Source organism: Priestia sp. HNGD-A6 (assembly GCF_045784335.1).
GTDB classification, from domain to species: Bacteria; Bacillota; Bacilli; order Bacillales; family Bacillaceae_H; genus Priestia; species Priestia zanthoxyli.
On sequence record NZ_CP138621.1, the window covers coordinates 3,394,895 to 3,418,986 of the forward strand.

The window sequence follows — 24,092 nt, forward strand, 5'->3', positions numbered from 1 at the left end:
TATCTTGTGATGAACAAACAGAACTTACTTTGATTTTGCACATATAGATGGCAGAGACTCTACTCGGGAGGGGAATGACGTTGAAAATCCATATCGTTCAAAAAGGGGATACCCTTTGGAAAATCGCTGAAAAGTATGGGGTTAATTTTGAAGAGTTAAAAAAAGCGAATTCTCAATTAAGCAATCCAGATATGATCATGCCTGGAATGAAAATTAAAGTGCCGACAAGCGGAGTGCCTGTTCAAAAAGAAGGAGCTCCTTCACCTGGGATAAAAGAAATGCCTAAAGTTCAACACCCTTATAGTGACCAATCCACAAAAGCTTATCCAGTAACGGAAATTGATGAAAGTCCAGATGAGAAAAAGTCAGCTAATCAGCCTGCTCAGACACCGTTTATGCAACCGATAAAAGAAGCACCAATTGCCCAGCCTAAAAAAGAAGCACCGATTGCTCAACCGAAAAAGGAAGCGCCGATTGCGCAGCCAAAGAAAGAAGCGCCGGTCGCCCAGCCTAAAAAAGAAGCACCAATTGTTCAGCCTAAAAAAGAAATGCCAGTTGCGCCAAAGCTTCCTAAATTAAAGCCAATTGCACCTGAGATTGATATTAACAATTATTACACAGTTAATATGGCGATGCAGGCTCCAAAAAAAGAAGCACCAAAAGAACTACCCAAGCATGAATCGCCAGAAAGTCCTGAGATGGAGAGTATAGAAATGCCTCCTCAAATGCCATGTTACCCAATCATGCCAATATCGCCTGTGATGCCAGGCTGCGGATTTAATTATATGCCGTGTCATCCGCCAATGTATGCACCGCAGCCATATCCAATGCCAATGTATCAACAGGCTCCAATGTATCATCACGGTTATGAAAACGAATCGTTTGAAGAACATGCAATGGGCGCTCACATGGCACCGATGCCAATGTATCCAATGATGCCACACAGCTGCTATGGACCGGTACAATGTTCTCCTTGTCCGCCTCCATGGGGATATCAGCAGCCCGTTTATCCGGCCTATCATCAAGCACCGATGTATCCACAAGTGCAAGGAGCTATGACAGGTGGCCATTATGAAAGTTCTTCCGAAGGTTTTGGAAACGCGCCTTACCATTATGGGCAGCACTATGCGCCACAGCAGCAAGGAGACTGCGGCTGCGGTGAACCACGACCTGACGACTATGCACCACAGCAGCCTTATCCACAGTACCAGCAGCAGGTACCTTATGGCTTTCAGGACCCAAGGGCACCCTATCCAGCCCCATATGGCATGATTGGTGTACCTCCGTATCCTGCGTTTGACCCAAATGCATTTAGTATTCCAGAATATGATGAGTACGACGAAGATGAGGATTGATTATTATACACGAGACGATTTTAATTTAAATCGTCTCTTTCTCTATTTGAAAAAAAGAGATATTCAAGTTGAGACCTACCGTATGAAAAAGCCTCATGTCATCATAGCGGATACGAATAAAGGAAAAAAAGTAATAAAAGCTTACAGAGATAAAGGTAAAATTGAACATGTTTATCATTTTTTATCTCAGATTCAACAAGGGTACGCTGTTAATTTCGAAGCTTACCCACAAGGTGAACTTTATATAAAGGACCGTCATTTGTATTGGGCGATGATGCCCTTTGTTAAGCAAGTAAAAGAGGTAACGTATGAAAGTTTTCAGGATCGAGAAGAAGTATTACAAGCATTGAGCCGCTATCATGGAGAAGTTCATAAAAAGAAAATAGCCGCGTATACAAAGCTTTCTGAGTATGATCTTATTTTAAAATGGAAAAAGCGGCTTTCTTCTTTTCAAGAAGCATCACACATATTTAGAGAATTTAATCAATTTCATGTATATAAAGATATTGTGACTTGGGGAGAAAAAGCTTTAGTCTTAATGGAGCGCTTCAAAGATAGAGGGTTGAACTATTCCATTATTCATGGTGATGTTGCTTCACATAATTTCTTGAAAACAAACCACTTGGGTATTGTTATGATTGATTTTGACTTAGCGGCTAAAGCTCCTGCTCTTTATGACTATGTTCAGCTGGCCCAGCGCTTTTTGCCTTACGTCCAGTGGTCGATGAAAGAACTACTTCAACACTCGAAAATAAAAGAATTAAGCAAGCAGCGTTTTTTTCTTGCTTCTTTGCTATTTCCATCGATGCTGATGAGAAACTGGAATATAAACCCCTCTGCTTTATCATGGGCAAACCGTCAAAGGTTAATGCAGCAATCAGTTGAAGAATGGTCACAGCGTACACGGTTTTATCGAGTGATTTACCAGCACTTACAAAACCTACATGACATGTAAAGAGTTTATAAACACTTCATCGAATAAGAAACGGCTTGTCTTTTAATCCTAATAGTAAGCTCAGAGTAAATGGAGCTTAAATTAGGGGGCGATTATGTTGAATAGGTATGTAGCAACTTCTTTAGCTTTTGCATGTATGATGGGACTTGGCGCTTGCAATAACAAAGACCAAGGTATGGAACAACGCTATACAGATACGACACAGCCTGTTGGGTATCATACAAATGAAAAAGCGAATGAACATCGCGTAGATAATCCGAAAGGTCCAATGACTGAAGTTTTAGATGGGAATGGAACACCTAATTATCCGTTAAACGTAAGTGATGGACGTTTTGACAATCCGACAAACCCTTATGGAAACATCAATAATACAAATGATCGTACAAATGGCGTGGCTAATATGTATTATGGTGAAGATTATCCAAGAGACTTTACGGAAAAAGTGGCTGATCGAGCTGCAAGCGTTAAAGGTGTAGAAAATAGTCGCGCCGTTGTCCGTGGAGATCAGCTATTAGTTGCTGTGGATCCTGCCAAAGACATAAATAACGGCCGTTTAAGACAAAATGTGCTCGATAAAGTAAAGCCTATTGCGAAGGACTACAATGTTCAAGTAAAAGTAGATCACGATGTATTTATGAATGCTCGTTCTCTTGATGACGATATTCGAAATGGAAAAGACCGAAATACGATTCAAACTAATTTCAATGGTCTATTTGAATCAGTCGATGAGAATGTCAATCATAAACATCGTTAAATGAAGAAGCAGCTGTCTGTGAAGGACGGCTGTTTTTTTGATGAGAATACATATAAAAAAGCTGCCATTGAAGCCAGGCAGCTATTCCTCGAACATGTAACTATTAATTTTTCTTGTTAGAAGCAGATTTGTTTGTTGTTTTAGATTCCGCTTCTTCATTTTGAGCGTTAGTTTCGTTTTGTTTGAGGCGACCTTCTCTTTTTTGCGTATCTGCTGGTGCCGTAGCGACACTTTTTGTATTTTTAACATTTTTTGCAGAAGAGCTTGTCTTATTAGCTTGTGTGTTTGGCTTCTCGTTGTTAGTTGTCTGACTATTTTCGTATTCAGCTTCCACGTCGCTTGCTAGAGCTGCAGAAACTTGAGCGTAAGTATGGTCTGTATAGTTCATCATATTTTCGTATACTTCAGGGCTCGCGAGTCCATCAGGTTCTACGCTTGCTTCTTCTTTCTTAATCGTTTCAGTCCATTCTTTTGTTTCTTGAATAAGTTTTTTTCCTATAATTACTTCTTCAACAATAACTGGTCTTTTGGTTATTTCTACTCGTTCTTCCATGATTGGAACACGAATAATTTCATCTTCTGTAAGTGGGCCAGCGTTATAGTCTCCGTCAATTACAGGGCGGCGTTCAATATAAAACTCTTCTCTTGTAACAGGAACGTGTACAGTTCTTTCTTCCTCTATTACTTTTTTGTGGAGTTTTACTTCACCTACTTGAACGCGTTCTTTTAAGACATCTAATTTTTCTTCACGCAGTTGGACAGCTCTATGCTCGTTGTGTTCCGTATAGGTTCCGTACGCTGGAGTTTGTTCAGAGCTTACGGCATCTATCAAAATTAGAATTTTACCAGCAGCTACATCTGTCTCGCACTGCACGGCTGAGATGTCTGGGATGCCCATGCGGATTAATTTTGATTTCAAGCCGCTTCCTTGTTTGAGCCCCATGCCGCCTGTCATCATGGTAAAAAAGTTATCCATCATGACGCCAGCTAATGAACTTACGGCAGGCGAACCAGCTTCAATAATTACATTTGTATCATGACCTATTTGAAATGTATTGCTTTTACTATTAGAAATGACCATGATGTCTGTTTCTCGATAACCTTGACGTTTTAAATTATGGATAACATCTAAAGCTTCTTTTTCTGAAAAAAAAGTTCCGACTACACGTTTATTCATTCTCATTACTTCAGCTCCCTTTTTTATGAAAATAGATAATAGAAGTCCTTACAATTACTTCCACTATGTACATACCCTGCGAAAATTTAATTAAAACGTTTAAGAGAAAATTTTACAAATAGTGTGCAAATGTAACAAATACTCCATGTTTTCTTAACATAATATCGTGAAAAGGATTCGCTTCATAAAATAAGAGGATAAAAGAAAATAAGTAGGTCAAACTATTAGTGTAGATTTTCACAAAACCTTTTTAGATAATACTAAAAAGAGTATGATTAACGTGTGAGGTGAAGGTGAGTGAAGAAAGTCATTCATCAAGCAGCTTTTTTAATGCTAGTAAGTATTGTGCTTTGTATAATGCCATACCGTGCAGATGCGAATGAAAAGGAGCCGATGACATTATTTCTTGAGCGCGTGTATGTGGATGGAGTCGTAAGTCAAGAGATGATCAAAAGCCCTTCTATGACAAAAAAACAATTAATGAAAAAATATAAAAATTGGCGACTGCTTAAAGAAACCGATCGAGAGCTAGTTTTTAGAACAAGCATAGACGATATTTCACCTATTTTAAAAGACAACGGCTACGTAGGGCTTTCTGTTAACGGTATTCTCTCAGCATTTGAAGGCAAGCCAGCTTCGTCGCAGCACATTATACAGTCGTTTTTTCAAATTGACATCAAAAGGCTTGAAAGCTATCAGCATGAACAATTAAAGAAAGGTATTCGCGTTCAATCAAAAGATGAATATCTTTCCCTCATTAATTTCTATAAAATCTATCAGCTCCAGCAGCGGCCGCTTTCGATCAAGCAGCCGTTTTTTAGTATGGTAAAATAATTATTGAATTCAACATTCTAAATTGCTTCTATTTGCTTTTGGCGATATGTTAAAATGGTATTCAGCAGTCTAGTATTGTATATAACTTAAAAGGTCATTCATCAATAAAAGTGGGCGGTTCTATTTTTTACAGCTATTGTAAAAGTGGGTTGACAAAGATGAAAAGAGGCGAACGTTCTCTTGAACGTCTTTTTAAAAGGAACTGTAAAGGAAAATAGAGAACGATGCGGGCAGGACTCTTCATAGGTAAGATGGAAGGTCACTGCCCGCGCGTACGTGAGTAAGGAGAGAGCTTATTGTTTGATTATATCAAAGGCACGGTTACATATATAAATCCTGAGTATATAGTAATTGAAAACAACGGAATAGGCTATCAGGTCTTTACGCCGAATCCATACGTGTTTTCAATTGATGAACAACCAAAAACGGTTTACACCTATCAATATGTAAGAGAAGACGTAATTGCACTTTACGGGTTTGCTTCACGAGAACAAAAGGATTTATTTATGAAGTTAATTAGCGTGTCAGGAATCGGCCCAAAAGGCGGTTTAGCTATTTTAGCGTCAGGTAATCCAGCGCAGGTTGTCCAAGCTGTGGAAGAGGAAGACGAGAAGTTTTTAGTTAAGTTTCCAGGAGTAGGTAAAAAAACAGCTCGACAGATGATTCTAGATTTAAAAGGAAAGCTGCATGATATTGTGCCAGATGCCGTTCCTTCTTTATTTGCAGATTTGGACGCACAAGAAGTCAAATCTCAAAGTTCAGAAGCACTCGATGAAGCGATTGAAGCACTTAAAGTATTAGGTTACGCGGAAAGAGAAATCAAAAAAATTGTTCCAGCTTTAATGAAGGAAACGATGACAACAGATCAGTATATTAAAGAAGCGCTAAAACGATTATTGAAACAATAAGTAAGGGAGGAGTAAAATGGACGATCGTATTGTAACGGGAGATGTTCTTGGTGAAGAAGAAATCATCGAGCAAAGTTTGCGGCCGCAAACCTTACAGCAGTATATTGGTCAGCATAAAGTAAAATCCCATCTTGACATTTTTATTAAAGCTGCCAAAATGCGAAGCGAAACGTTAGATCACGTGCTCTTATATGGTCCTCCAGGATTAGGTAAAACAACCCTTGCCACTATTATCGCTAATGAAATGGGCGTGCAAATCCGAACGACCTCAGGGCCAGCCATTGAGCGTCCAGGCGACTTAGCCGCGGTTTTAACCAGCTTAGAGCCTGGAGATGTGCTTTTTATTGATGAAATTCATCGATTAAATCGTTCAGTTGAAGAAGTACTGTACCCAGCAATGGAAGACTTCTGTTTGGACATTGTGATTGGAAAAGGGCCGAGTGCACGTTCTGTCCGTCTTGATTTGCCTCCGTTTACGCTAGTAGGTGCAACAACAAGAGCAGGGCTTTTATCTTCTCCTTTACGTGATCGCTTCGGCGTTTTAAGCCGTTTGGAATACTATCAAGAAGAAGATCTTGCTTCGATAGTAGAAAGAACAGCAGCTATTTTAGATGTAGAGATTGATCAGAAAGCGACGTTTGAGATGGCTAGGCGTGCTAGGGGAACTCCACGTATTGCGAATCGCTTGCTTCGAAGAGTCAGAGATTTTGCCCAGGTAAAAGGAGACGGAGCTATAACTGAAACCCTTGCTACTGAAGCATTAGAAATGTTACAGGTGGACCGTTTAGGTCTTGATCATATTGACCATAAATTATTAAGAGGGATTATTGAAAAATTTAGAGGCGGGCCTGTAGGCTTAGATACAATATCAGCTACTATTGGTGAAGAATCTCACACGATTGAAGATGTATACGAGCCTTATTTACTACAAATTGGCTTTTTGCAGCGAACGCCTCGAGGACGAATTGTGACTCCTTTGGTTTATGATCATTTTCAGCTGGAGGTGCCTGATCAGTGAATGATATGCCTAAGATGCTGATCACATTAGGAGGCATTTTAGTAGTCATCGGGCTGTTATGGCAGTTCGTTGGCAAGCTTCCTGGCGATATTTTTATTAAAAAAGGAAATACAACCTTTTATTTCCCGATTGTGACATGTATCCTAGTAAGCGTTGTGTTATCACTTATTTTTTATGTAATTGGCAGGTTTAAATAATTAAGTAGAAACAGGTGAACATTTTGAAAGTAGATTTATTTGATTTTCATTTACCAGAAGAATTGATTGCGCAAACACCACTTGAGCAGCGAGATGCATCAAGACTCATGGTATTAAACAAAGAAACAGGAAATGTGAAACATCATATGTTTCATGACCTTCTTGATTATGTGCAAGAAGGAGATTGTTTAGTCTTAAACGATACGCGTGTTCTTCCTGCACGTTTATTTGGCACAAAAGAAGATACAGGTGCTAATATTGAAGTATTGCTTTTAAAGCAAACGCAAGGCGATACGTGGGAGACGCTTGTAAAACCGGCTAAGAGAGTAAAAGAAGGAACGGTTATTTCGTTTGGTGACGGACGTCTGACTGCTGTATGCAAAGAAACGAGCGATCAAGGCGGACGTTTGCTAGAATTCAACTATGAAGGCATCTTTTATGAGGTGCTTGAACAGTTAGGAGAAATGCCGCTGCCGCCTTATATTAAAGAACGTTTGGATGATCAAGAGCGCTATCAAACGGTTTTTGCCCGTGAGCAAGGTTCTGCAGCAGCGCCAACAGCAGGTCTTCACTTTACAGAAGAGATGCTTGAACAGTTAAAAACAAAAGGCGTGCATATTGCATTTTTAACGCTTCATGTCGGATTAGGTACGTTCCGTCCAGTCAGCGTTGACGACTTAGAAGAGCACGATATGCACGCAGAGTTTTATCAAGTGAGTGAAGGAACCGCGGCTTTACTAAACAGCGTACGCGAAAAAGGCGGACGCATTATTTCAGTAGGTACAACTTCTACCCGTACTCTTGAAACAATTGCAACTGAGCATAACGGAAAATTTGTTGCTTCTTCAGGCTGGACCAATATTTTTATTTTCCCAGGGTATGAATTTAAAGCAATTGATGGAATGATTACAAACTTCCATCTTCCAAAATCTACGCTCATTATGCTTGTAAGTGCCTTAGCAGGAAGAGAAAACGTCATTTCTGCCTATGAACAAGCTGTAGCAGAGAAGTATCGCTTTTTCAGCTTCGGCGACGCGATGCTAATTTTGTAATTTAACATGAAAGGAATACATCAATGACAGCAATTCGTTACGAACATATAAAAACTTGTAAACAAACAGGAGCGCGTTTAGGTATTGTCCACACGCCTCATGGTTCATTTGAAACGCCTATTTTTATGCCAGTAGGCACATTAGCTACAGTAAAAACAATGTCTCCGGAAGATTTAAAAGCAATGGGGGCAGGCATTATTTTAAGTAATACGTACCATTTATGGCTTCGTCCAGGTCATGAAATTGTTAAAAAAGCAGGTGGTCTGCATAAATTTATGAACTGGGATCGTCCTATCTTAACAGATTCAGGCGGCTTCCAAGTTTTTAGTTTAAGCGATTTGCGCCGTATTGAAGAAGAAGGCGTTCATTTCCGCAACCATTTGAATGGAGACAAGCTTTTCCTATCTCCAGAAAAAGCGATGGACATTCAAAATGCGCTTGGATCTGATATTATGATGGCATTTGATGAATGCCCTCCTTATCCAGCAGAGTATGACTACTTAAAACGTTCAGTAGAGCGTACTAGCCGATGGGCAGAGCGATGCCTTGAGGCTCACAGCCGCCCTCAAGACCAAGGTCTTTTTGGAATTGTTCAAGGCGGAGAGTTTGAAGATTTACGTCGTCAAAGTGCAGCTGATTTAGTATCAATGGACTTCCCAGGTTATGCTGTGGGAGGCCTGTCAGTTGGAGAACCAAAAGATGTGATGAATCGTGTGCTAGAGTTTACGACCCCATACTTGCCAACTGATAAACCTCGTTATTTAATGGGAGTAGGATCACCTGACTCGTTAATTGATGGGGCAATTCGCGGGATTGACATGTTTGACTGCGTATTACCAACGCGTATTGCACGTAACGGAACGCTTATGACAAGTGAAGGTCGTCTTGTTGTTAAAAATGCCAAATATGCAGAAGACTTCGGTCCGATTGATCCAAACTGTGACTGCTACACATGTCAAAATTATTCAAGAGCGTATATTCGCCACTTAATTCGCTGTAATGAAACGTTTGGAATTCGTTTAACATCTTACCATAACTTATATTTTCTGCTAAACTTAATGGAGCAAGTCCGTGAAGCCATTCGCGAAGACCGACTTGGCGATTTCCGCGATGAGTTCTTTGAAAAATATGGGTTTAACGGCCCAGACGCAAAGAATTTCTAGGTCACTACAGGAATTTTCATCAAATTTATGAATGAGTACCTGTTGATAATATAAATAAAAGGAGGAGTTTTCATGGGTGTTTTACAAAATATTTGGCCATTACTTTTAATGTTTGTCATTTTCTATTTCTTGTTAATCCGTCCACAGCAAAAACGTCAAAAAAACGTACAGCAAATGCAATCAGCACTTAAAAAAGGTGATAAGATTGTTACAATTGGCGGTATGCATGGTTTGGTAGAAGCAATCGATGAGTCACAAGTTGTGGTTCGCAGCACTGACGGTTCAAAATTAACATTTGACCGCAATGCTATTCGTGAAGTAAGAAGCGTAGATTAATAAAAAAACGTCACGTACATGTACGTGACGTTTTTTTATGCTTCTCGTGAACCGGCAATGTTTACGCCAACAATTCCCCCGAGAATAGCGACTCCAATAAACCCAGCGTGAAATAAAAGCTGCTGTGCAGAAAACAGGTGACTATAGCCGAGGAATTGCAGCAAAAACATTAAAAAAGAATAAGAAATACCAGTGGCTCCTCCAACAAGCAGTCCCTTTGAACCGTTTCGTCCTCCTGCGATAAATCCTCCGATAAACAGTGTAATAAATGAGAGAATAAGTAAAAATAAACGTACGGACTGTTCTTCAAGCGATGTGAATTTTAAAATAAGCGAAAAGATAATGCTAATCGCTAAAGCCATCACTAAGATTGTTGCTACCCCTGCAAATACAGCGTTGCTCATTCGTTTTGCACCCAACTTGTTTCCCCCTCATGAAATAAAAAGATAGGTGAACCCTTAGTACGAGCATATTCGGGATGACTTCAAAATAGACGCATAAAAGTAAGGCTATTTTAAAATAAATGGTACAAACTACAAGGGAATACATAAAGGAGGTTTTTGCAGTGGAACTATTAATCATGGTTGCGCGAACCGTGCTTTTGTATGTAGTAGTTTTAATTATTTTTCGCGTTATGGGCAAAAGGGAAATAGGAGAGCTGAGCATTTTGGATTTAGTTGTCTTTATTATGATTGCTGAAATGGCAGTAATGGCTATTGAAAACCCAAAAGATCCTTTGCTGTATTCAATTCTTCCGATGTTAACGCTTCTTATTATTCAAATTGGTTTAGCTATATGGTCTCTTAAAAGCAATCGAATGCGAAATTTTATTGATGGTAAACCTAGTATTATCATTGAAAATGGAAAAATAAATGAACATGAAATGAAAAGGCAGCGATATAACTTCAATGATTTGCTTGTGCAGCTGCGAGATAAAAATATAAAAAATGTAGCTGATGTTGAATTTGCTATTTTAGAATCTTCAGGAAGGCTATCCGTGTTTGAAAAAGATCAGCAATCAGGTAAAAAAGGCAATTTGAATTTGCCTTTTATCATTGACGGCGTTATTCAAGAAGAGCATCTGTTGCATGAACATAAAACAACGGAATGGTTAAGGCAGGAGTTAGAGAAACTGGGGCATTCAAATTTAGACAAGATTTCATATTGCAGCTACGACAACGGAAAATTTTTTATAGATTTAATAGATGTGAAACAATAAAACGCGGAGTGCTCCGCGTTTTATTTTCGTTTAAAATAACGTAAAACAGAAAAGCGATTTAATTCTTCTTTTGTTATCAGTCTAAAAAGCAGCAAAAACAGTACATATACAAAGCTTGTCAGTGCAATTGATAAAATGGTTCGTAAGCTTAACGGGATGGAAGTGAAAAGGTTCATATAAGCAAAGTGTCCAATAAAGCCTGATATGCCCATTACAGCAAAGCTGCGAAGATACTCAAACACATGAAGCTTATACGTGATTTTTTTCATGACCGTAGACAGATGTAAAAGAGTGACAAGCATCATTCCCACAACAATTGCAAGGCCAGCTCCCATAATGCCTAGATTGGGCTGAGTTGCGAGTAAGAAGATAAGAGACGTTTTGACCGCTGCTCCTATAAAACTGTTAATCATGGCGGCTTTTGCAAGGTCTAGCGCCTGCAGAACAGCTTGAAGCGGCCCTTGAAAGTAATAAAAGATAAAAAAAGGCGCCATGACTTTGACAAAAATAGCAGCTTTGTCAGAACCATACATCAATTCCATTACCGGATTAGCAAATACATAAAGAACAACAACGGCCAGTCCGCCTGTTACAAACGACAAGCGGAGAGCTTGATGAAGCCGATATTCGATTTGTTTCATTTGATTCTGTGCAAGAGATTCACTGATTGCGGGAACCAAAGAAGTGGATAGAGACACCGTTACAAAAGAAGGCAGCATCAGGAGAGGGAGTGCAAAGCCTGTTAATTCTCCGTACTGCTTCGTTGCTACCGCTGTCGCTACTCCTGCAATTGCTAAACTTTGAGCTACTACAATAGGTTCTAAAAACCAAGAAATTGACCCAATCATGCGGCTTCCTGTCGTGGGAAGAGCGATTCGCATTAAGTCAAGGAACGTATCTTTGCCCGCATGTAAAGAAGCAAAAAATTTTCGTCTTACCGTTATTTTCTTCTTTCGCTTGAACATAAACACCATGTAAAACAGGGAAGCGAGCTCTCCAAATACCGAAGAGAGCATAGCGCCAGCCGCGGCGTACTCAATTCCATAAGGTAAAAATGCTTTTGTACAGACAGCAATTAACGTAATTCGCACCACTTGTTCAATAATTTGAGAATAAGCAGCGGGCTTCATTTGCTGCTTTCCTTGAAAATATCCGCGAATGACAGACGACACGGCGATGATCGGAATAACAGGAATAATCGCAAGCAGCGGATAGATCGTACGTGAATCTGTAAAGAAGGTTTTTGCTACAACGGGAGCGAATAATATTAGTCCGAGCGTAAATAAAACGCTCAGCGTACACGTAATACTTAAAGAGACGACAAGTATTTTTTTTATTTTATGCCTGTCACCTAAAGCTTCTGCTTCTGCCACTAACTTTGAAATGGCAACCGGTAGCCCAAGCTGTGTTAAGGTGATTACTAATACCAGTGTGGGGACCGCCATCATATAAAGTCCCACACCTTCGTCTCCAATCATTCGAGCCACCACAATTCGATTGACAAACCCGAGTACACGTGTAATTAAGCCAGCAATTATTAAAATAATAGTTCCCTGTAAAAATTTAGACATATACTCACTGCTTTCTTGAGGTTTATACAGTGAATATATGCGCCGTCGGTGTCCAAGCATGACAAGTATTCCTCATACGAGAAAGAAATTTTACGCAAAATGTCAAACGGAAAGGAGGATCAATATGACACATCCATTTATTTCAGCTTCGAAAGAACTTATACAGCCTGTCGTATCCAGCAAAATGGAAGAATTTCATATGCTCGGATATGAAGAAGTAACGGAGAACGATTTATTGAGTTATTTGGAAATGAAAAAATGGAAAAAAGAAAAGGAGCTATCTCTCCATCAAGTTGTAAATGATATTTTATCTGTTAAGATCACGCAGGTGATGAGCTATGTAACCATTGAATCTTATAAATCTGATATGTTCTCAAGTGTTAATAATGGAGAAGACTGGAAAGAATTATTAAAGTAGAGTTTGTAAAATACATGTATTAAAATTTGATAAGGTCTTTATTTGACAGACATTAGGTTATGAATGATAATTAGATTGGTCATTTATCTATTGTTATCATTTCATGTTTTTTACATAAGAAGGAGGATTTTCTGTCGATGGTTAAAAGAGGACGTATCGTTGCCTTTTTCCTCTTAGTACTGCTTGTGTTTAGTACAATCGGAACAACGATGACTGGAATTACAAAAGATATTAAACTTGGCCTCGACCTTCAAGGTGGATTTGAAATTTTATATAAAGTCAGTCCAGCTAAAAAAGGCGATGTCATTGACAAAAAGGCACTTAACAGCACGGTTGAAGCGCTGCGTCAACGTGTCGATGTACTGGGAGTTAGTGAGCCCAGCATTCAAATTGAAGGAAACGACCGCATCCGTGTTCAGCTAGCTGGTGTCACGAATCAAAAGCAAGCTAGGGATCTGTTATCAACTCAAGCAAACTTAACGTTCCGTGACGTGAACGATAAGGTGCTGATGGATGGTACAGACTTAGCGCAAGGCGGGGCAAAGCAATCGTTTGACCAAAGCAATCAGCCTAGCGTCTCACTAAAGTTAAAAAATGCGAAAAAATTTGAAAAGATTACGCGAGAGCTTTCTCAAAAACCAGCACCTAACAATTTAATTGTCATTTGGCTGGATTATGAAGAAGGAAAAGACTCGTACCAAAAAGAATCAGCAAAACAAAATCCGAAGTACCTGTCTGCAGCTTCTGTTAGCAGCGTGTTAACACAGCCAGATGTTGAAATTTCAGGTGGAAACTTCACAGTGAAAAGTGCAACGCAGCTGGCGGAATTGTTAAATGCCGGGTCGCTGCCAGTTAAATTAGATGAGCTATACTCTACATCCGTTGGAGCGCAGTTTGGAGAAGAAGCTCTTCATACGACTATACTAGCGGGTATTATCGGCATCGGAATTATCTTCCTTTACATGCTGTTTTTCTACCGTTTACCGGGGCTTATTGCCGTTATTACACTCAGTTTTTATATCTACTTAAACTTAGTTGTATTTGACTGGATGCACGTGGTTATGACGCTTCCAGGGATTGCGGCTCTTATTCTCGGCGTAGGTATGGCAGTAGATGCGAATATTATTACCTACGAGCGGATTAAAGATGAACTGAAAACAGGAAGGTCTGTTATATCGGCTTACCGGGCAGGAAATCGTCGCTCACTTGCGACCATTTTTGATGCCAATATTACAACAATGTTAGCGGCTCTTGTACTGTTCTTTTATGGTCAAAGTTCAGTGAAGGGATTTGCAACAACATTAATGATCGGGATTGTGCTAAGCTTTGTAACTGCTGTTTATGGTACTCGTTTACTAATGAGCCTTTTAGTAAACAGCCGCTGGTTTGATAAAAAACCAGGATACTTTGGCGTGAAGAAAGAGCAAATTCACGATTTAAGCAAAGATGACGGCACAACCGTTTTACCTACAGCGTGGGATAAAATTGACTTTGTTAAATACCGTAAAGCGTTCTTCACATTCTCAAGCGTGCTCGTGATTATCGGTATTATCTCGGTTGCTGTGTTTAGGCTGAACCTCGGTATTGACTTTACGAGTGGAACTCGTATAGAGATTCCAGCAAATCATACCGTTACGCAGGCTGAGATACAGCGTGAAATGAAGTCTCTTGATATCAAAACGGATGACATAGTTATTACAGGAAAAAGTAATGATACGGGTGTCGTACGTGTAGTTGGGGTCTTGAATAAAAAAGAAATTGCCAATTTAAAAGACCACTTTAAAGACAAATACGGTTCTGAACCAAACGTAAGCACCGTTTCGCCGACAGTTGGAAAAGAACTGGCGAAAAATGCAATGATGGCGATCGTGATTGCTTCAATTGGAATTATCATCTATGTAACGATTCGATTCGAGTTTTACATGGCGCTTGCAGCCGTGCTTGCTCTGTTGCATGATGCGTTCTTTATCGTTACGGTCTTTAGCTTAACAAAGTTAGAGGTAGATTTAACGTTTATCGCCGCTGTCTTGACTATTGTTGGTTACTCAATTAACGATACAATCGTTACATTTGACCGCATTCGTGAAAACATGCAGAAATTCAAATCCAAAACGTTCGACGATTTGGCATTTATCGTAAATCTAAGTTTACGCGAAACGTTTACTCGTTCGATGAATACCGTGTTAACAGTTGTGATTGCAGTTGTAGCACTTCTTGTATTCGGAAGTGAGTCCATTCAAAACTTCTCAATTGCCCTGTTAGTAGGTTTAATTCTTGGTGCATATTCATCTGTGTTTATTGCTGCGCAGCTATGGCTTGTGTGGAAAGGTAAACAGTTGAAGCGTGAGGAACAAAAAGAAGTAGAAAGCAAGTAATTCAAAAACGTGCGAAGTGTTCGCACGTTTTTTTTGTACGTGAAAATTTAAGGCGCACTGTCAGAAAAATATGCTTATTTTCTTTCGTTGCTCCATTTCATCCACTCTAGTATAATAATGTGGGTTAAGGGGTGAAGAGACATGTTACAGTCAAAAAAACGTTGGAATGTTCAAGAATGTGATGAACAACTTGTTAATGAATTTGTAGAAAACCTCAATATTACACCTCTAGTAGCTTCGTTATTACTTAATAGAGGCATGACAACAGTAGAAGCGGCACGTGAGTTTTTACACGTTGATGCACAAACGTTCCACGATCCGTTTTTATTGCACGATATGGACAAAGCAGTAGCTCGTATTCAGCAAGCAATTGATCATAATGAAAAAATTATGATCTATGGAGATTACGATGCGGACGGCGTCAGCAGTACTTCAGTTATGTTATCTGCTTTACAGCAGCTCGGCGCTGATACTGATTTTTATATTCCTAATCGCTTTACAGAAGGTTATGGGCCGAATAAGGCAGCATTTGATAAAATAAACGCAGGCGGCTATCAGCTGGTGATTACGGTAGACACAGGTATTTCGGCAGTCGAAGAAACGGCGTATGCACGTGAATTAGATTTTGATTTAATTATTACTGATCACCACGAGCCGGGTCCGGTTTTACCCGATGCGTATGCAATTATTCATCCAAAGCTTCCGGGAAGTACATATCCATTTAAAGAACTGGCAGGTGTAGGAGTGGCTTTTAAACTCGCTCATGCGCTGTTAGGGGAGCTTCCGGAACATTTGTTAGAACTAGCAGTGATTGGGACGATTGCTGACTTAGTTCCTTTAGTCGACGAAAACCGCTTAATTGCTCGCAAAGGTCTTGACTATCTCAAGCTCACGAAGCGTACTGGAATTGAAGCGCTGCTGAGCGTATGTGGAGTAAAACGCGAAGAAATTACTGAAGATACAATTGGATTTGCCATGGCTCCTCGCATTAATGCAGTAGGACGTCTTCAAGATGCTGGTCCAGCTGTTCATTTGCTTATGACAACAAATGCTGAAGAAGCAAAAGGTTTAGCTAAAGAAATTGATGCGTTAAACAAGGAAAGGCAGCAAATCGTAAATGATATTACGGAAGAAGCCGTTGAATTTGTTGAAAGTATGTATCCTCCGGATGAAAATAGCGTTCTTATTGTAGAGGGAGAAGGATGGAATGCAGGCGTTGTTGGAATTGTTGCTTCTAGGCTCGTAGAAAAGTTCTACAGACCAACAATTGTATTAAGTGTTGACTCTGAAAACCATATTGCTAAAGGTTCAGCAAGAAGTATCCAAGGCTTTGACTTATTCGCGAACTTATCTAAATGCCGTGACATTTTGCCGCATTTTGGAGGGCATCCAATGGCAGCTGGCATGACGTTAAACAGCGAGGATGTAGAAGAACTGCGCAGACGCCTTAATGAACAAGCAAGCAACGTGTTAACTCAACAGGACTTTATTCCAATTACATCAGTTGATACAGTATGCAAAACAGAGGAAATTACGCTGGAAAACATTGAACAAATGAGTGCGCTTGCTCCATTTGGTATGCATAATCCGAAGCCAAAAGTTCTCATTAAAGATGTTCATACAACATCTATGCGGAAAATTGGCGCGAATAAAAATCATTTAAAACTCGTATTTGAAGACAGCGGTGTATCGGTTGATGCAGTAGGATTTGGGTTAGGCTATATATTAGATGAAGTATCTCCTATAGCTAAGGTATCATTAGTAGGTGAACTATCTATTAATGAGTGGAACAATATGCGCAAACCGCAGCTGATGGTAGAAGATATCTCTGTAGATGAGTGGCAGATGTTTGATTATCGCAGCGCGGTTGATGTCAAACGTTTCTTTGAACAGGTATTCACAGATCAAATGAAAGTTGTTGCTTTTCACGATTCAACAATTGATAAATACAAGTCGATGCTGCCGATGGAACATGTTGTTCTTATTCAAAATGAAGAACAGGCAAAAGCATGCATGTTTGCAGGGGAACAGATCGTTTTATTAGATTTGCCTCCGTCACAGAAGTGGCTTGAAGCTTTGTTTGTCCAAGGTATTCCTTCTAGGATATACGCTATTTTCTTAACGGAAGAAGACCATTATTTTGATACAATCCCAACTCGCGATCACTTTAAATGGTTCTACGGCTTTTTAGCGAAAAAGGGTCCTTTTGATTTAAAACGCTACAAAGAAGATTTAGCAATTCATAAGGGCTGGTCGAAAGAAACGATTGATTTTATGGCAAAGGTGTTTTTTGAGTTAGAATTTGTTACAATAAACAATGGCTTAATTTCGTTAGTGAAAAATTCTACGAAACGTGATTTAATAGAATCTGCGACTTATCGCCAAAAGCAGCAGCAGATTGAAATAGAAAAAAACTTTATTTATACGTCATATGTACAGCTTAAAAATCAATTTCAAGATATTTTTAAGCGTTCGATTGAATGAGGAGGCAACATTAGAATGAATTTTAAAGATTATATTACAATTGTACCTGACTGGCCAAAACCAGGTATTACATTTAAAGATATCTCAACATTAATGGATAACGGTGACGCATACCGTGCCGCAACGGATGAGATTGTAAAATATGCCAATGATAAACAAGTTGATATTATCGTAGGACCGGAAGCTCGCGGATTTATCGTTGGTTGTCCAGTAGCATATGCGTTAGGTATCGGCTTTGCACCTGTTCGTAAAGAAGGAAAATTACCGCGTGAAGTAATTAAAGTAGATTACGGTTTAGAATACGGTAAAGACGTATTAACGATTCACAAAGATGCAATTAAGCCAGGTCAGCGCGTGTTGATTACAGATGATTTATTAGCAACAGGCGGTACAATTGAAGCGACAATTAAGCTTGTTGAAGAATTAGGCGGAATTGTTGTTGGAGCTGCGTTCTTAATTGAACTTTCTTACCTTGACGGCCGTGACAAACTAGACGGTTACGATGTATTCACATTAATGACGTATTAAGAAGAACGATCACATAAAAAAGAGTACCTGATACAGGTGCTCTTTTTTCGTTAAAAAACGTGAATACGTAAAATGGAAATGATGTAAATTTCATAAATTAGACGCAAAGGCTTTACATCCTTGGATTTTTTCAAGATAATAGTTACAATATGAATTAAAAATGCTAGTTGATAAAAGGTGATTTCATGGCAAATGAGCAAGTCCTAACAGCGGAACAGGTCATTGACAATACGAAGCGATATTTAAATGAAGAAGACGTGGCTTTTGTACAAAAAGCATATGATTTTGCAAAAGAAGCTCACAAAGAACAATATCGCAAGTCGGGTGAACCATATATTATCCACCCGATTCAAGTCGCAGGAATTTTAGTTGATCTAGATATGGATCCAGCAACAATTGCAGCTGGATTTCTACATGATGTGGTCGAAGATACAGAGATAACACTAAAGGATTTAGAAAAAGCTTTTAACGAAGAAGTAGCAATGCTAGTAGACGGCGTAACGAAACTTGGGAAAATTAAATATAAGTCTAAAGAAGAGCAGCAGGCTGAAAATCACCGCAAGATGTTTGTGGCAATGGCTCAAGATATTCGAGTCATACTGATTAAACTTGCGGATCGTCTTCATAACATGCGTACGCTGAAGCATTTACCACAGGAAAAGCAGCGACGCATTTCAAATGAAACGCTTGAAATTTTTGCTCCTCTTGCTCATCGTCTTGGTATTTCAAAAATTAAGTGGGAGCTTGAAGATACAGCTTTACGTTACTTAAATCCTCAGCAATATTATCGCATTGTCAATTTGATGAAGAAAAAGCGTGCGGAACGCGAGCAATATTTGGCTGAAGTTATTGATGAAGTTCGTGAGCAAGTAGATGAAGTGTCGATTAAAGTTGAAATTTCAGGACGTCCAAAACATATTTATTCCATTTATCGTAAAATGGCACTGCAAAACAAGCAGTTTAATGAAATTTACGATTTACTAGCTGTGCGCATTATTGTAAATAGCATTAAAGACTGCTATGCGGTGTTAGGGATCATTCACACGTGCTGGAAACCAATGCCAGGACGTTTCAAAGATTATATTGCGATGCCAAAACAAAATATGTACCAGTCTCTTCATACGACGGTTATCGGACCAAAAGGTGATCCGTTAGAAGTTCAAATTCGAACATTTGACATGCACCAAATTGCTGAGTATGGAATTGCTGCTCACTGGGCTTACAAAGAGGGAAAAACAGCTGAGCATGCTTCATTTGAAGAAAAGTTAACGTGGTTTAGAGAAATTTTAGAATTTCAAAATGATGCAAACGATGCGGAAGAGTTTATGGAATCTCTAAAAGTTGATTTGTTTTCTGACATGGTTTATATTTTTACGCCAAAAGGCGACGTCATTGAGCTTCCTTCGGGTTCTGTTCCAATTGATTTTTCCTATCGTATTCATTCTGAAATCGGAAATAAAACCATTGGAGCAAAAGTCAACGGCAAGATGGTTACGCTTGATTACCGTTTGAAAACGGGGGACATTATCGAAATTTTGACGTCTAAGCATTCATATGGTCCAAGCAAGGACTGGTTAAAGCTTGCTCAAACGTCTCAAGCCAAAAATAAAATTCGCCAATTCTTTAAAAAGCAAAGCCGCGATGAAAATATTGAAAAAGGCAAAGAGCTGGTTGAAAAAGAAATTCGTCAAATGGAGTTTGACTTAAAAGAAGTATTAACAGCTGATAATATCAAACGAGTAGCGGAGAAGTTTAATTTCTCAAATGAAGATGATATGTATGCAGCTATTGGATATAACGGATTAACTGCGGCTCAAGTAGCTAATCGTTTAACCGAGAAGTGGAGAAAGCAGCGCGATCAAGAACAAGAGATCCAAATTGATGACATTGCACGCGACACTGCGGCTAAACGTGTTCGCCAGCATAAACGAAAAGATTCCGGTGTTATCGTACCGGGTGTAGAGAACATGCTGATTCGCTTGTCTAAATGCTGTAATCCAGTTCCCGGAGATGAGATTGTTGGTTTTATTACAAAGGGGCGGGGAGTATCTGTTCATAGAGCAGATTGTTTAAACGTTCACACAGATGATGCTGAAAGCCGTCTTATTCCTGTAGAGTGGGAAACACATATTAAAGAAGGCAAAGAGTTTAATGTGGAAATTGAAATTTCGGGCTACGACCGTCGAGGCTTACTAAATGAAGTTCTGCAGGTTGTAAACGAGACTAAAACGAATATTTCAGCCGTTTCAGGAAAATCGGACCGAAACAAAATGGCTACGATTCATATGTCAATTTCTATTCATAACATCAGTCATCTTCATAAAGTGGTCGAGCGCATTAAGCAGCTTCGAGACATTTATTCAGTTCGCCGAATTATGCATTAAGAAAGGTCGTTATACATGAGAGTAGTCGTACAAAGAGCAAAGAATGCAAAAGTAACTGTTGCAGGCGAGACGGTCGGCAAGATTGAGCACGGATATATGCTTTTAGTCGGTATTACCCACGAGGATACTGAAGCCGATGCAGAGTATGTAGCAGACAAAATTGTAAATTTGCGAGTGTTTGAAGATGAGTCTGGCAAAATGAATTTGTCGCTTCTAGATGTAGAAGGAGAAATTTTATCGGTATCTCAATTTACGCTTTACGGAGATTGCCGAAAAGGCAGAAGACCAAACTTTATGGAAGCTGCTAGGCCAGATCATGCTGTAACGATTTACAACTATTTTAATAAAGTATTATCAGGAAAAAATATTCGAGTAGAAACCGGCGCATTTGGCGAAATGATGGACGTATCATTTACGAATGACGGACCGGTCACACTTATTGTAGAAAGCAAAGAAAAAACGCAGGCTCAAAGATGAGTCTGCGTTTTTTCTTTGCTTTGAAAGTAGTGATTTAATCCTTCAGCGATAGCGGATGTAATCATTTGCTGATAACTGATGGAATTAATATACGTTTCTTCCCGTTCGTTGCTTAAAAAGCCCAGTTCAATTAATGTACTCGGACGTGTATTTTCGCGAAGAACATAATAGTTTCCAAATCGTTCTCCTTTGTCTTTCAATTTTGCATGTTCAATGAGTGACTGATGAATAGAATGTGTGAGTGGACTGTCCTGATGCTGATGATAATAATACGTCATAAGGCCAGTTAGCTGTGAGCTGTTCGTACTGTTGTAGTGAACGCTTATAAAAGCATCTGCTTTAGTCGATTGCAGCGTGCGCTGTGAAAGCAGAACGTACTCATCACGGGTGCGGGTTAAAATGACGTGTGCGCCTTCTTTTTGAAGTTTGTTTTGTAAAATCAGCGCTGTTCGGAGAGTGAGATCTTTTTCATATGTGCCCTGTGTGCCGATGGCTCCTTTGTCTTTTCCTCCATGGCCTGCATCAATAATAATGGTTTTGCCCTTTAGGTGCTGCAAGCTTTTACTCAGCGTATAAACAGGCTGGCGCTGCGCTACTTGCATGCTAGGCTGAACGCTGCGGAGCGCTACGGTTTTCGTGAATTTTTTAAACACCCAGCCTTGAATACCCGAGCTTTCTACATAATACCAATCTCCTTGACGGTCTGAAACGGATAGTCTTGTATTCTTCGTCAATTTATTTGTAATTGAAAATGAACGTCCTGGACCGCTGCGTACATGAAGAGAGTCAGCTGTTACAACAATGGGTTGATGCACCGGTACATTTGGGCGCTCAAATGAGGAAGAGCACAGTAACAAAAGGATACTTGCAGCCAAAACAGATACAGACTTCATGTTAAGATGGCGAATAGATAGACCTCCTTTTTATAACAAAATAGAGTATTCGATGAAAAGAAAAAAAATCCTTTCTCTTATGTAAAAACATCTTTTTTGGGCAATGCTAATAAAAGGATAAGTAAGTGTAGGCAGGGAGGAAGAAACGATGAAGTTTAGTGAAAAAGGTGAACAATCATTTCAGCAGGTAAATCCGGTATTTGGCATTCATTTTCATGATTTTATTGATAGAGAAAGTGAAGCCTCATCCCTTGAATTGGCTTCTGAATTTGGTTTAACGCTTCGAGATATTCAGAAACTAAGAAAACAATTAGACCGCTCTTAACATGAAAGGTGCTTGACAACTGCTCATTTCATTCGTAATATAGAAAGCAATTGCTAAATTAAAATGAATGTATAACATTTTTATATTGATAAGCCAAAGATCGAGAAAAGTAGTAAAGATGACACATGGCTAGAGAGGAAATGTCTTAGGCTGAAAGCATTTCTACATGATGACTTTATGAAAGAACACTCAGGAGGCTTCACTCTGAAAAGGGAAACTTAGTAGGAGATGAACGTGTTCGTGCGTTAACGAAATGAGTGGAAACATGTCATATGTTTCAATTAGGGTGGTACCACGTGAGATTAACTCTCGTCCCTACTATGGAAAAATAGTAGAGGCGAGAGTTTTTTTGTATTGTAAATTTTAAATATAGGAGGCATATCACGTTATGTCAGTTCAAATACCTAGAGGCACACAAGATATTTTACCGGGCAAAGTAGAATATTGGCAGTTTGTTGAACAGCGAGCAAGAGAAATCTGCCGTGCGTTCAACTACCAAGAAATTCGTACACCAATGTTTGAACACACTGAATTATTTTTGCGCGGAGTGGGAGAAACAACGGATATCGTGCAAAAAGAAATGTACACATTTAAGGATCGAGGCGACCGCAGCTTAACACTTCGTCCAGAAGGAACAGCTGCAGTTGGACGATCATTTGTTTCAAATAAAATGTTTGGAAATCCAACGCAGCCAACGAAGCTGTTTTATATCGGTCCTATGTTTCGTTATGAACGACCTCAAGCGGGACGTTTCCGTCAATTCGTTCAGTTTGGCGTAGAGGCATTAGGGGTAAATGATCCAGCTATCGACGCTGAAGTTCTTGCCCTGTTAATGAGCTTTTACCAATCGCTTGGATTAAAAAAATTAAAGCTGGTTGTTAACAGTTTAGGAGATACAGAAAGTCGTCAAGCTCACCGTCAAGCACTTATCGATCACTTTGCACCTCGCATCGGAGAGTTTTGCAGCGACTGTCAAAGCCGATTGGAGAAAAATCCTCTTCGTATTTTAGATTGTAAAAAAGATCGTGACCATGAACTGATGGCTACAGCGCCGTCTATTCTTGATTATTTAAACGACTATTCAAAAGAATATTTTGAAAAAGTACAGCAGTACTTAACCGATTTAGACATTGACTATGTTGTAGATCCGACGCTAGTACGCGGGTTAGATTATTATAATCACACAGCATTTGAACTAATGAGTGAAGCAGAAGGATTTGGCGCCATTACAACTCTTTGCGGCGGAGGCCGTTATAATGGGCTGATTCAAGAAATCGGCGGACCTGAAACACCAGGTATCGGATTCGCTTTAAGCATTGAACGTTTATTATCTGCATTGGAAGCAGAAGGAATTGAGCTTCCGGTAGAAACTGGCGTAGATTGCTATGTAGTGACAATGGGCGATGAGGCGAAAGAAAAATCTGTTTCAATTGTAAATACGCTTCGACGTGCAGGTTTTGTAGCAGATAAAGATTATCAAGATAAAAAAATGAAAGCTCAGTTCAAAGCAGCCGATCGTGTACAAGCAAAATTTGTTGTTGTTCTAGGTGAAGATGAGCTAGCAAAACAAGTTGTAAACGTAAAGAATATGGAATCTGGCGAACAGCAAGAAGTGTCAATTGATCAATTGGTTAGCTATTTGCAGGAACAAGTATAAGGGGGAACCATG

At 39.4% G+C, this 24,092-nt stretch carries 23 protein-coding genes and 1 other annotated feature; of the genes, 19 read left to right on the forward strand and 4 right to left on the reverse strand.

Annotated features, from left to right (window positions below):
- Nucleotides 1-74 precede the first annotated feature (74 nt).
- From safA to SCI76_RS17300, 3 genes are all read left to right on the forward strand, one after another.
- On the forward strand, nucleotides 75-1,355 hold the full coding sequence (gene safA / locus SCI76_RS17290) for a SafA/ExsA family spore coat assembly protein (protein WP_033579657.1): 1,281 nt from the start codon (nucleotides 75-77) through the stop codon (nucleotides 1,353-1,355).
- A complete protein-coding gene (locus SCI76_RS17295) occupies nucleotides 1,345-2,310 on the forward strand; it encodes an aminoglycoside phosphotransferase family protein (protein WP_260505737.1) in 966 nt (321 codons plus the stop codon). Before safA ends, SCI76_RS17295 begins: the two co-directional genes overlap by 11 nt.
- 94 nt (nucleotides 2,311-2,404) lie before the next feature.
- Nucleotides 2,405-3,064 carry a YhcN/YlaJ family sporulation lipoprotein gene (locus tag SCI76_RS17300; protein ID WP_033579658.1) on the forward strand — a complete coding sequence of 220 codons (660 nt, stop codon included), beginning with the start codon at nucleotides 2,405-2,407 and terminating at the stop codon, nucleotides 3,062-3,064.
- 103 nt (nucleotides 3,065-3,167) lie between these two features.
- Here the strand turns inward: SCI76_RS17300 and SCI76_RS17305 are convergent, their stop codons facing one another.
- The gene (locus tag SCI76_RS17305) at nucleotides 3,168-4,247 is read right to left on the reverse strand and encodes a YsnF/AvaK domain-containing protein (RefSeq protein ID WP_221831964.1); all 1,080 of its coding nucleotides are present in this window, start codon (nucleotides 4,245-4,247) and stop codon (nucleotides 3,168-3,170) included.
- A gap of 291 nt (nucleotides 4,248-4,538) precedes the next feature.
- Between SCI76_RS17305 and SCI76_RS17310 the strand changes: the two genes are divergently transcribed.
- The 7 genes from SCI76_RS17310 (at nucleotide 4,539) to yajC (ending at nucleotide 9,749) form a co-directional block, all read left to right on the forward strand.
- Nucleotides 4,539-5,075: a BofC C-terminal domain-containing protein gene (locus tag SCI76_RS17310; protein WP_028411700.1), complete on the forward strand. Its 537-nt coding sequence runs from the start codon at nucleotides 4,539-4,541 to the stop codon at nucleotides 5,073-5,075.
- Between the two features lie 296 nt (nucleotides 5,076-5,371).
- Nucleotides 5,372-5,983, forward strand: coding sequence for a Holliday junction branch migration protein RuvA (gene ruvA, locus SCI76_RS17315; RefSeq protein WP_028411699.1), 612 nt, complete (start codon nucleotides 5,372-5,374; stop codon nucleotides 5,981-5,983).
- 16 nt (nucleotides 5,984-5,999) lie between these two features.
- On the forward strand, nucleotides 6,000-7,001 hold the full coding sequence (ruvB, locus tag SCI76_RS17320) for a Holliday junction branch migration DNA helicase RuvB (RefSeq protein ID WP_028411698.1): 1,002 nt from the start codon (nucleotides 6,000-6,002) through the stop codon (nucleotides 6,999-7,001).
- Nucleotides 6,998-7,198, forward strand: a complete 201-nt coding sequence (locus SCI76_RS17325; RefSeq protein ID WP_028411697.1) for a DUF2905 domain-containing protein — start codon at nucleotides 6,998-7,000, stop codon at nucleotides 7,196-7,198. The genes ruvB and SCI76_RS17325 overlap by 4 nt, the downstream gene beginning before the upstream one ends.
- Before the next feature lie 23 nt (nucleotides 7,199-7,221).
- On the forward strand, nucleotides 7,222-8,250 hold the full coding sequence (gene queA / locus SCI76_RS17330) for a tRNA preQ1(34) S-adenosylmethionine ribosyltransferase-isomerase QueA (RefSeq protein WP_048019724.1): 1,029 nt from the start codon (nucleotides 7,222-7,224) through the stop codon (nucleotides 8,248-8,250).
- Between the two features lie 23 nt (nucleotides 8,251-8,273).
- Entirely contained in the window at nucleotides 8,274-9,413 is a 1,140-nt protein-coding gene (tgt, locus tag SCI76_RS17335) for a tRNA guanosine(34) transglycosylase Tgt (protein ID WP_013059317.1), read from the forward strand.
- 72 nt (nucleotides 9,414-9,485) lie between these two features.
- On the forward strand, nucleotides 9,486-9,749 hold the full coding sequence (gene yajC, locus SCI76_RS17340) for a preprotein translocase subunit YajC (RefSeq protein ID WP_028411695.1): 264 nt from the start codon (nucleotides 9,486-9,488) through the stop codon (nucleotides 9,747-9,749).
- A gap of 35 nt (nucleotides 9,750-9,784) precedes the next feature.
- Here the strand turns inward: yajC and SCI76_RS17345 are convergent, their stop codons facing one another.
- Nucleotides 9,785-10,168, reverse strand: a complete 384-nt coding sequence (locus tag SCI76_RS17345) for a TIGR04086 family membrane protein (RefSeq protein WP_014458132.1) — start codon at nucleotides 10,166-10,168, stop codon at nucleotides 9,785-9,787.
- Between the two features lie 146 nt (nucleotides 10,169-10,314).
- On the opposite strand from SCI76_RS17345, the gene SCI76_RS17350 reads away from it, so the two are divergent.
- The gene (locus SCI76_RS17350) at nucleotides 10,315-10,968 is read left to right on the forward strand and encodes a DUF421 domain-containing protein (protein ID WP_028411694.1); all 654 of its coding nucleotides are present in this window, start codon (nucleotides 10,315-10,317) and stop codon (nucleotides 10,966-10,968) included.
- Nucleotides 10,969-10,988: 20 nt separating this feature from the next.
- Here SCI76_RS17350 and spoVB read toward each other — a convergent pair whose 3' ends face one another.
- On the reverse strand, nucleotides 10,989-12,599 hold the full coding sequence (gene spoVB / locus SCI76_RS17355) for a stage V sporulation protein B (RefSeq protein WP_028411693.1): 1,611 nt from the start codon (nucleotides 12,597-12,599) through the stop codon (nucleotides 10,989-10,991).
- A gap of 64 nt (nucleotides 12,600-12,663) precedes the next feature.
- Between spoVB and SCI76_RS17360 the strand changes: the two genes are divergently transcribed.
- From SCI76_RS17360 to dtd, 6 genes are all read left to right on the forward strand, one after another.
- Complete coding sequence (locus tag SCI76_RS17360) at nucleotides 12,664-12,957, forward strand: post-transcriptional regulator (protein ID WP_028411692.1); 294 nt, start codon at nucleotides 12,664-12,666, stop codon at nucleotides 12,955-12,957.
- Between the two features lie 137 nt (nucleotides 12,958-13,094).
- A complete protein-coding gene (gene secDF / locus SCI76_RS17365) occupies nucleotides 13,095-15,332 on the forward strand; it encodes a protein translocase subunit SecDF (RefSeq protein ID WP_063248663.1) in 2,238 nt (745 codons plus the stop codon).
- Between the two features lie 141 nt (nucleotides 15,333-15,473).
- On the forward strand, nucleotides 15,474-17,816 hold the full coding sequence (gene recJ / locus SCI76_RS17370; protein ID WP_221831966.1) for a single-stranded-DNA-specific exonuclease RecJ: 2,343 nt from the start codon (nucleotides 15,474-15,476) through the stop codon (nucleotides 17,814-17,816).
- A 15-nt stretch (nucleotides 17,817-17,831) separates the two neighbouring features.
- The gene (locus SCI76_RS17375) at nucleotides 17,832-18,344 is read left to right on the forward strand and encodes an adenine phosphoribosyltransferase (protein WP_013059309.1); all 513 of its coding nucleotides are present in this window, start codon (nucleotides 17,832-17,834) and stop codon (nucleotides 18,342-18,344) included.
- A 185-nt stretch (nucleotides 18,345-18,529) separates the two neighbouring features.
- Complete coding sequence (locus SCI76_RS17380; RefSeq protein ID WP_013059308.1) at nucleotides 18,530-20,728, forward strand: bifunctional (p)ppGpp synthetase/guanosine-3',5'-bis(diphosphate) 3'-pyrophosphohydrolase; 2,199 nt, start codon at nucleotides 18,530-18,532, stop codon at nucleotides 20,726-20,728.
- Nucleotides 20,729-20,743: 15 nt separating this feature from the next.
- Complete coding sequence (dtd, locus tag SCI76_RS17385; protein WP_063248665.1) at nucleotides 20,744-21,205, forward strand: D-aminoacyl-tRNA deacylase; 462 nt, start codon at nucleotides 20,744-20,746, stop codon at nucleotides 21,203-21,205.
- Here the strand turns inward: dtd and SCI76_RS17390 are convergent.
- Entirely contained in the window at nucleotides 21,196-22,080 is an 885-nt protein-coding gene (locus SCI76_RS17390; protein ID WP_231099272.1) for an N-acetylmuramoyl-L-alanine amidase, read from the reverse strand. The two genes, dtd and SCI76_RS17390, sit on opposite strands and share 10 nt — an antisense overlap.
- A gap of 166 nt (nucleotides 22,081-22,246) precedes the next feature.
- On the opposite strand from SCI76_RS17390, the gene SCI76_RS17395 reads away from it, so the two are divergent.
- Together SCI76_RS17395 and hisS are read left to right on the forward strand one after the other, a co-directional pair.
- A complete protein-coding gene (locus tag SCI76_RS17395) occupies nucleotides 22,247-22,423 on the forward strand; it encodes a hypothetical protein (RefSeq protein WP_013059305.1) in 177 nt (58 codons plus the stop codon).
- Nucleotides 22,424-22,510: 87 nt separating this feature from the next.
- Nucleotides 22,511-22,743, forward strand: a binding site (T-box leader).
- A gap of 68 nt (nucleotides 22,744-22,811) precedes the next feature.
- Complete coding sequence (gene hisS / locus SCI76_RS17400) at nucleotides 22,812-24,080, forward strand: histidine--tRNA ligase (RefSeq protein ID WP_028410586.1); 1,269 nt, start codon at nucleotides 22,812-22,814, stop codon at nucleotides 24,078-24,080.
- Nucleotides 24,081-24,092 lie beyond the last annotated feature (12 nt).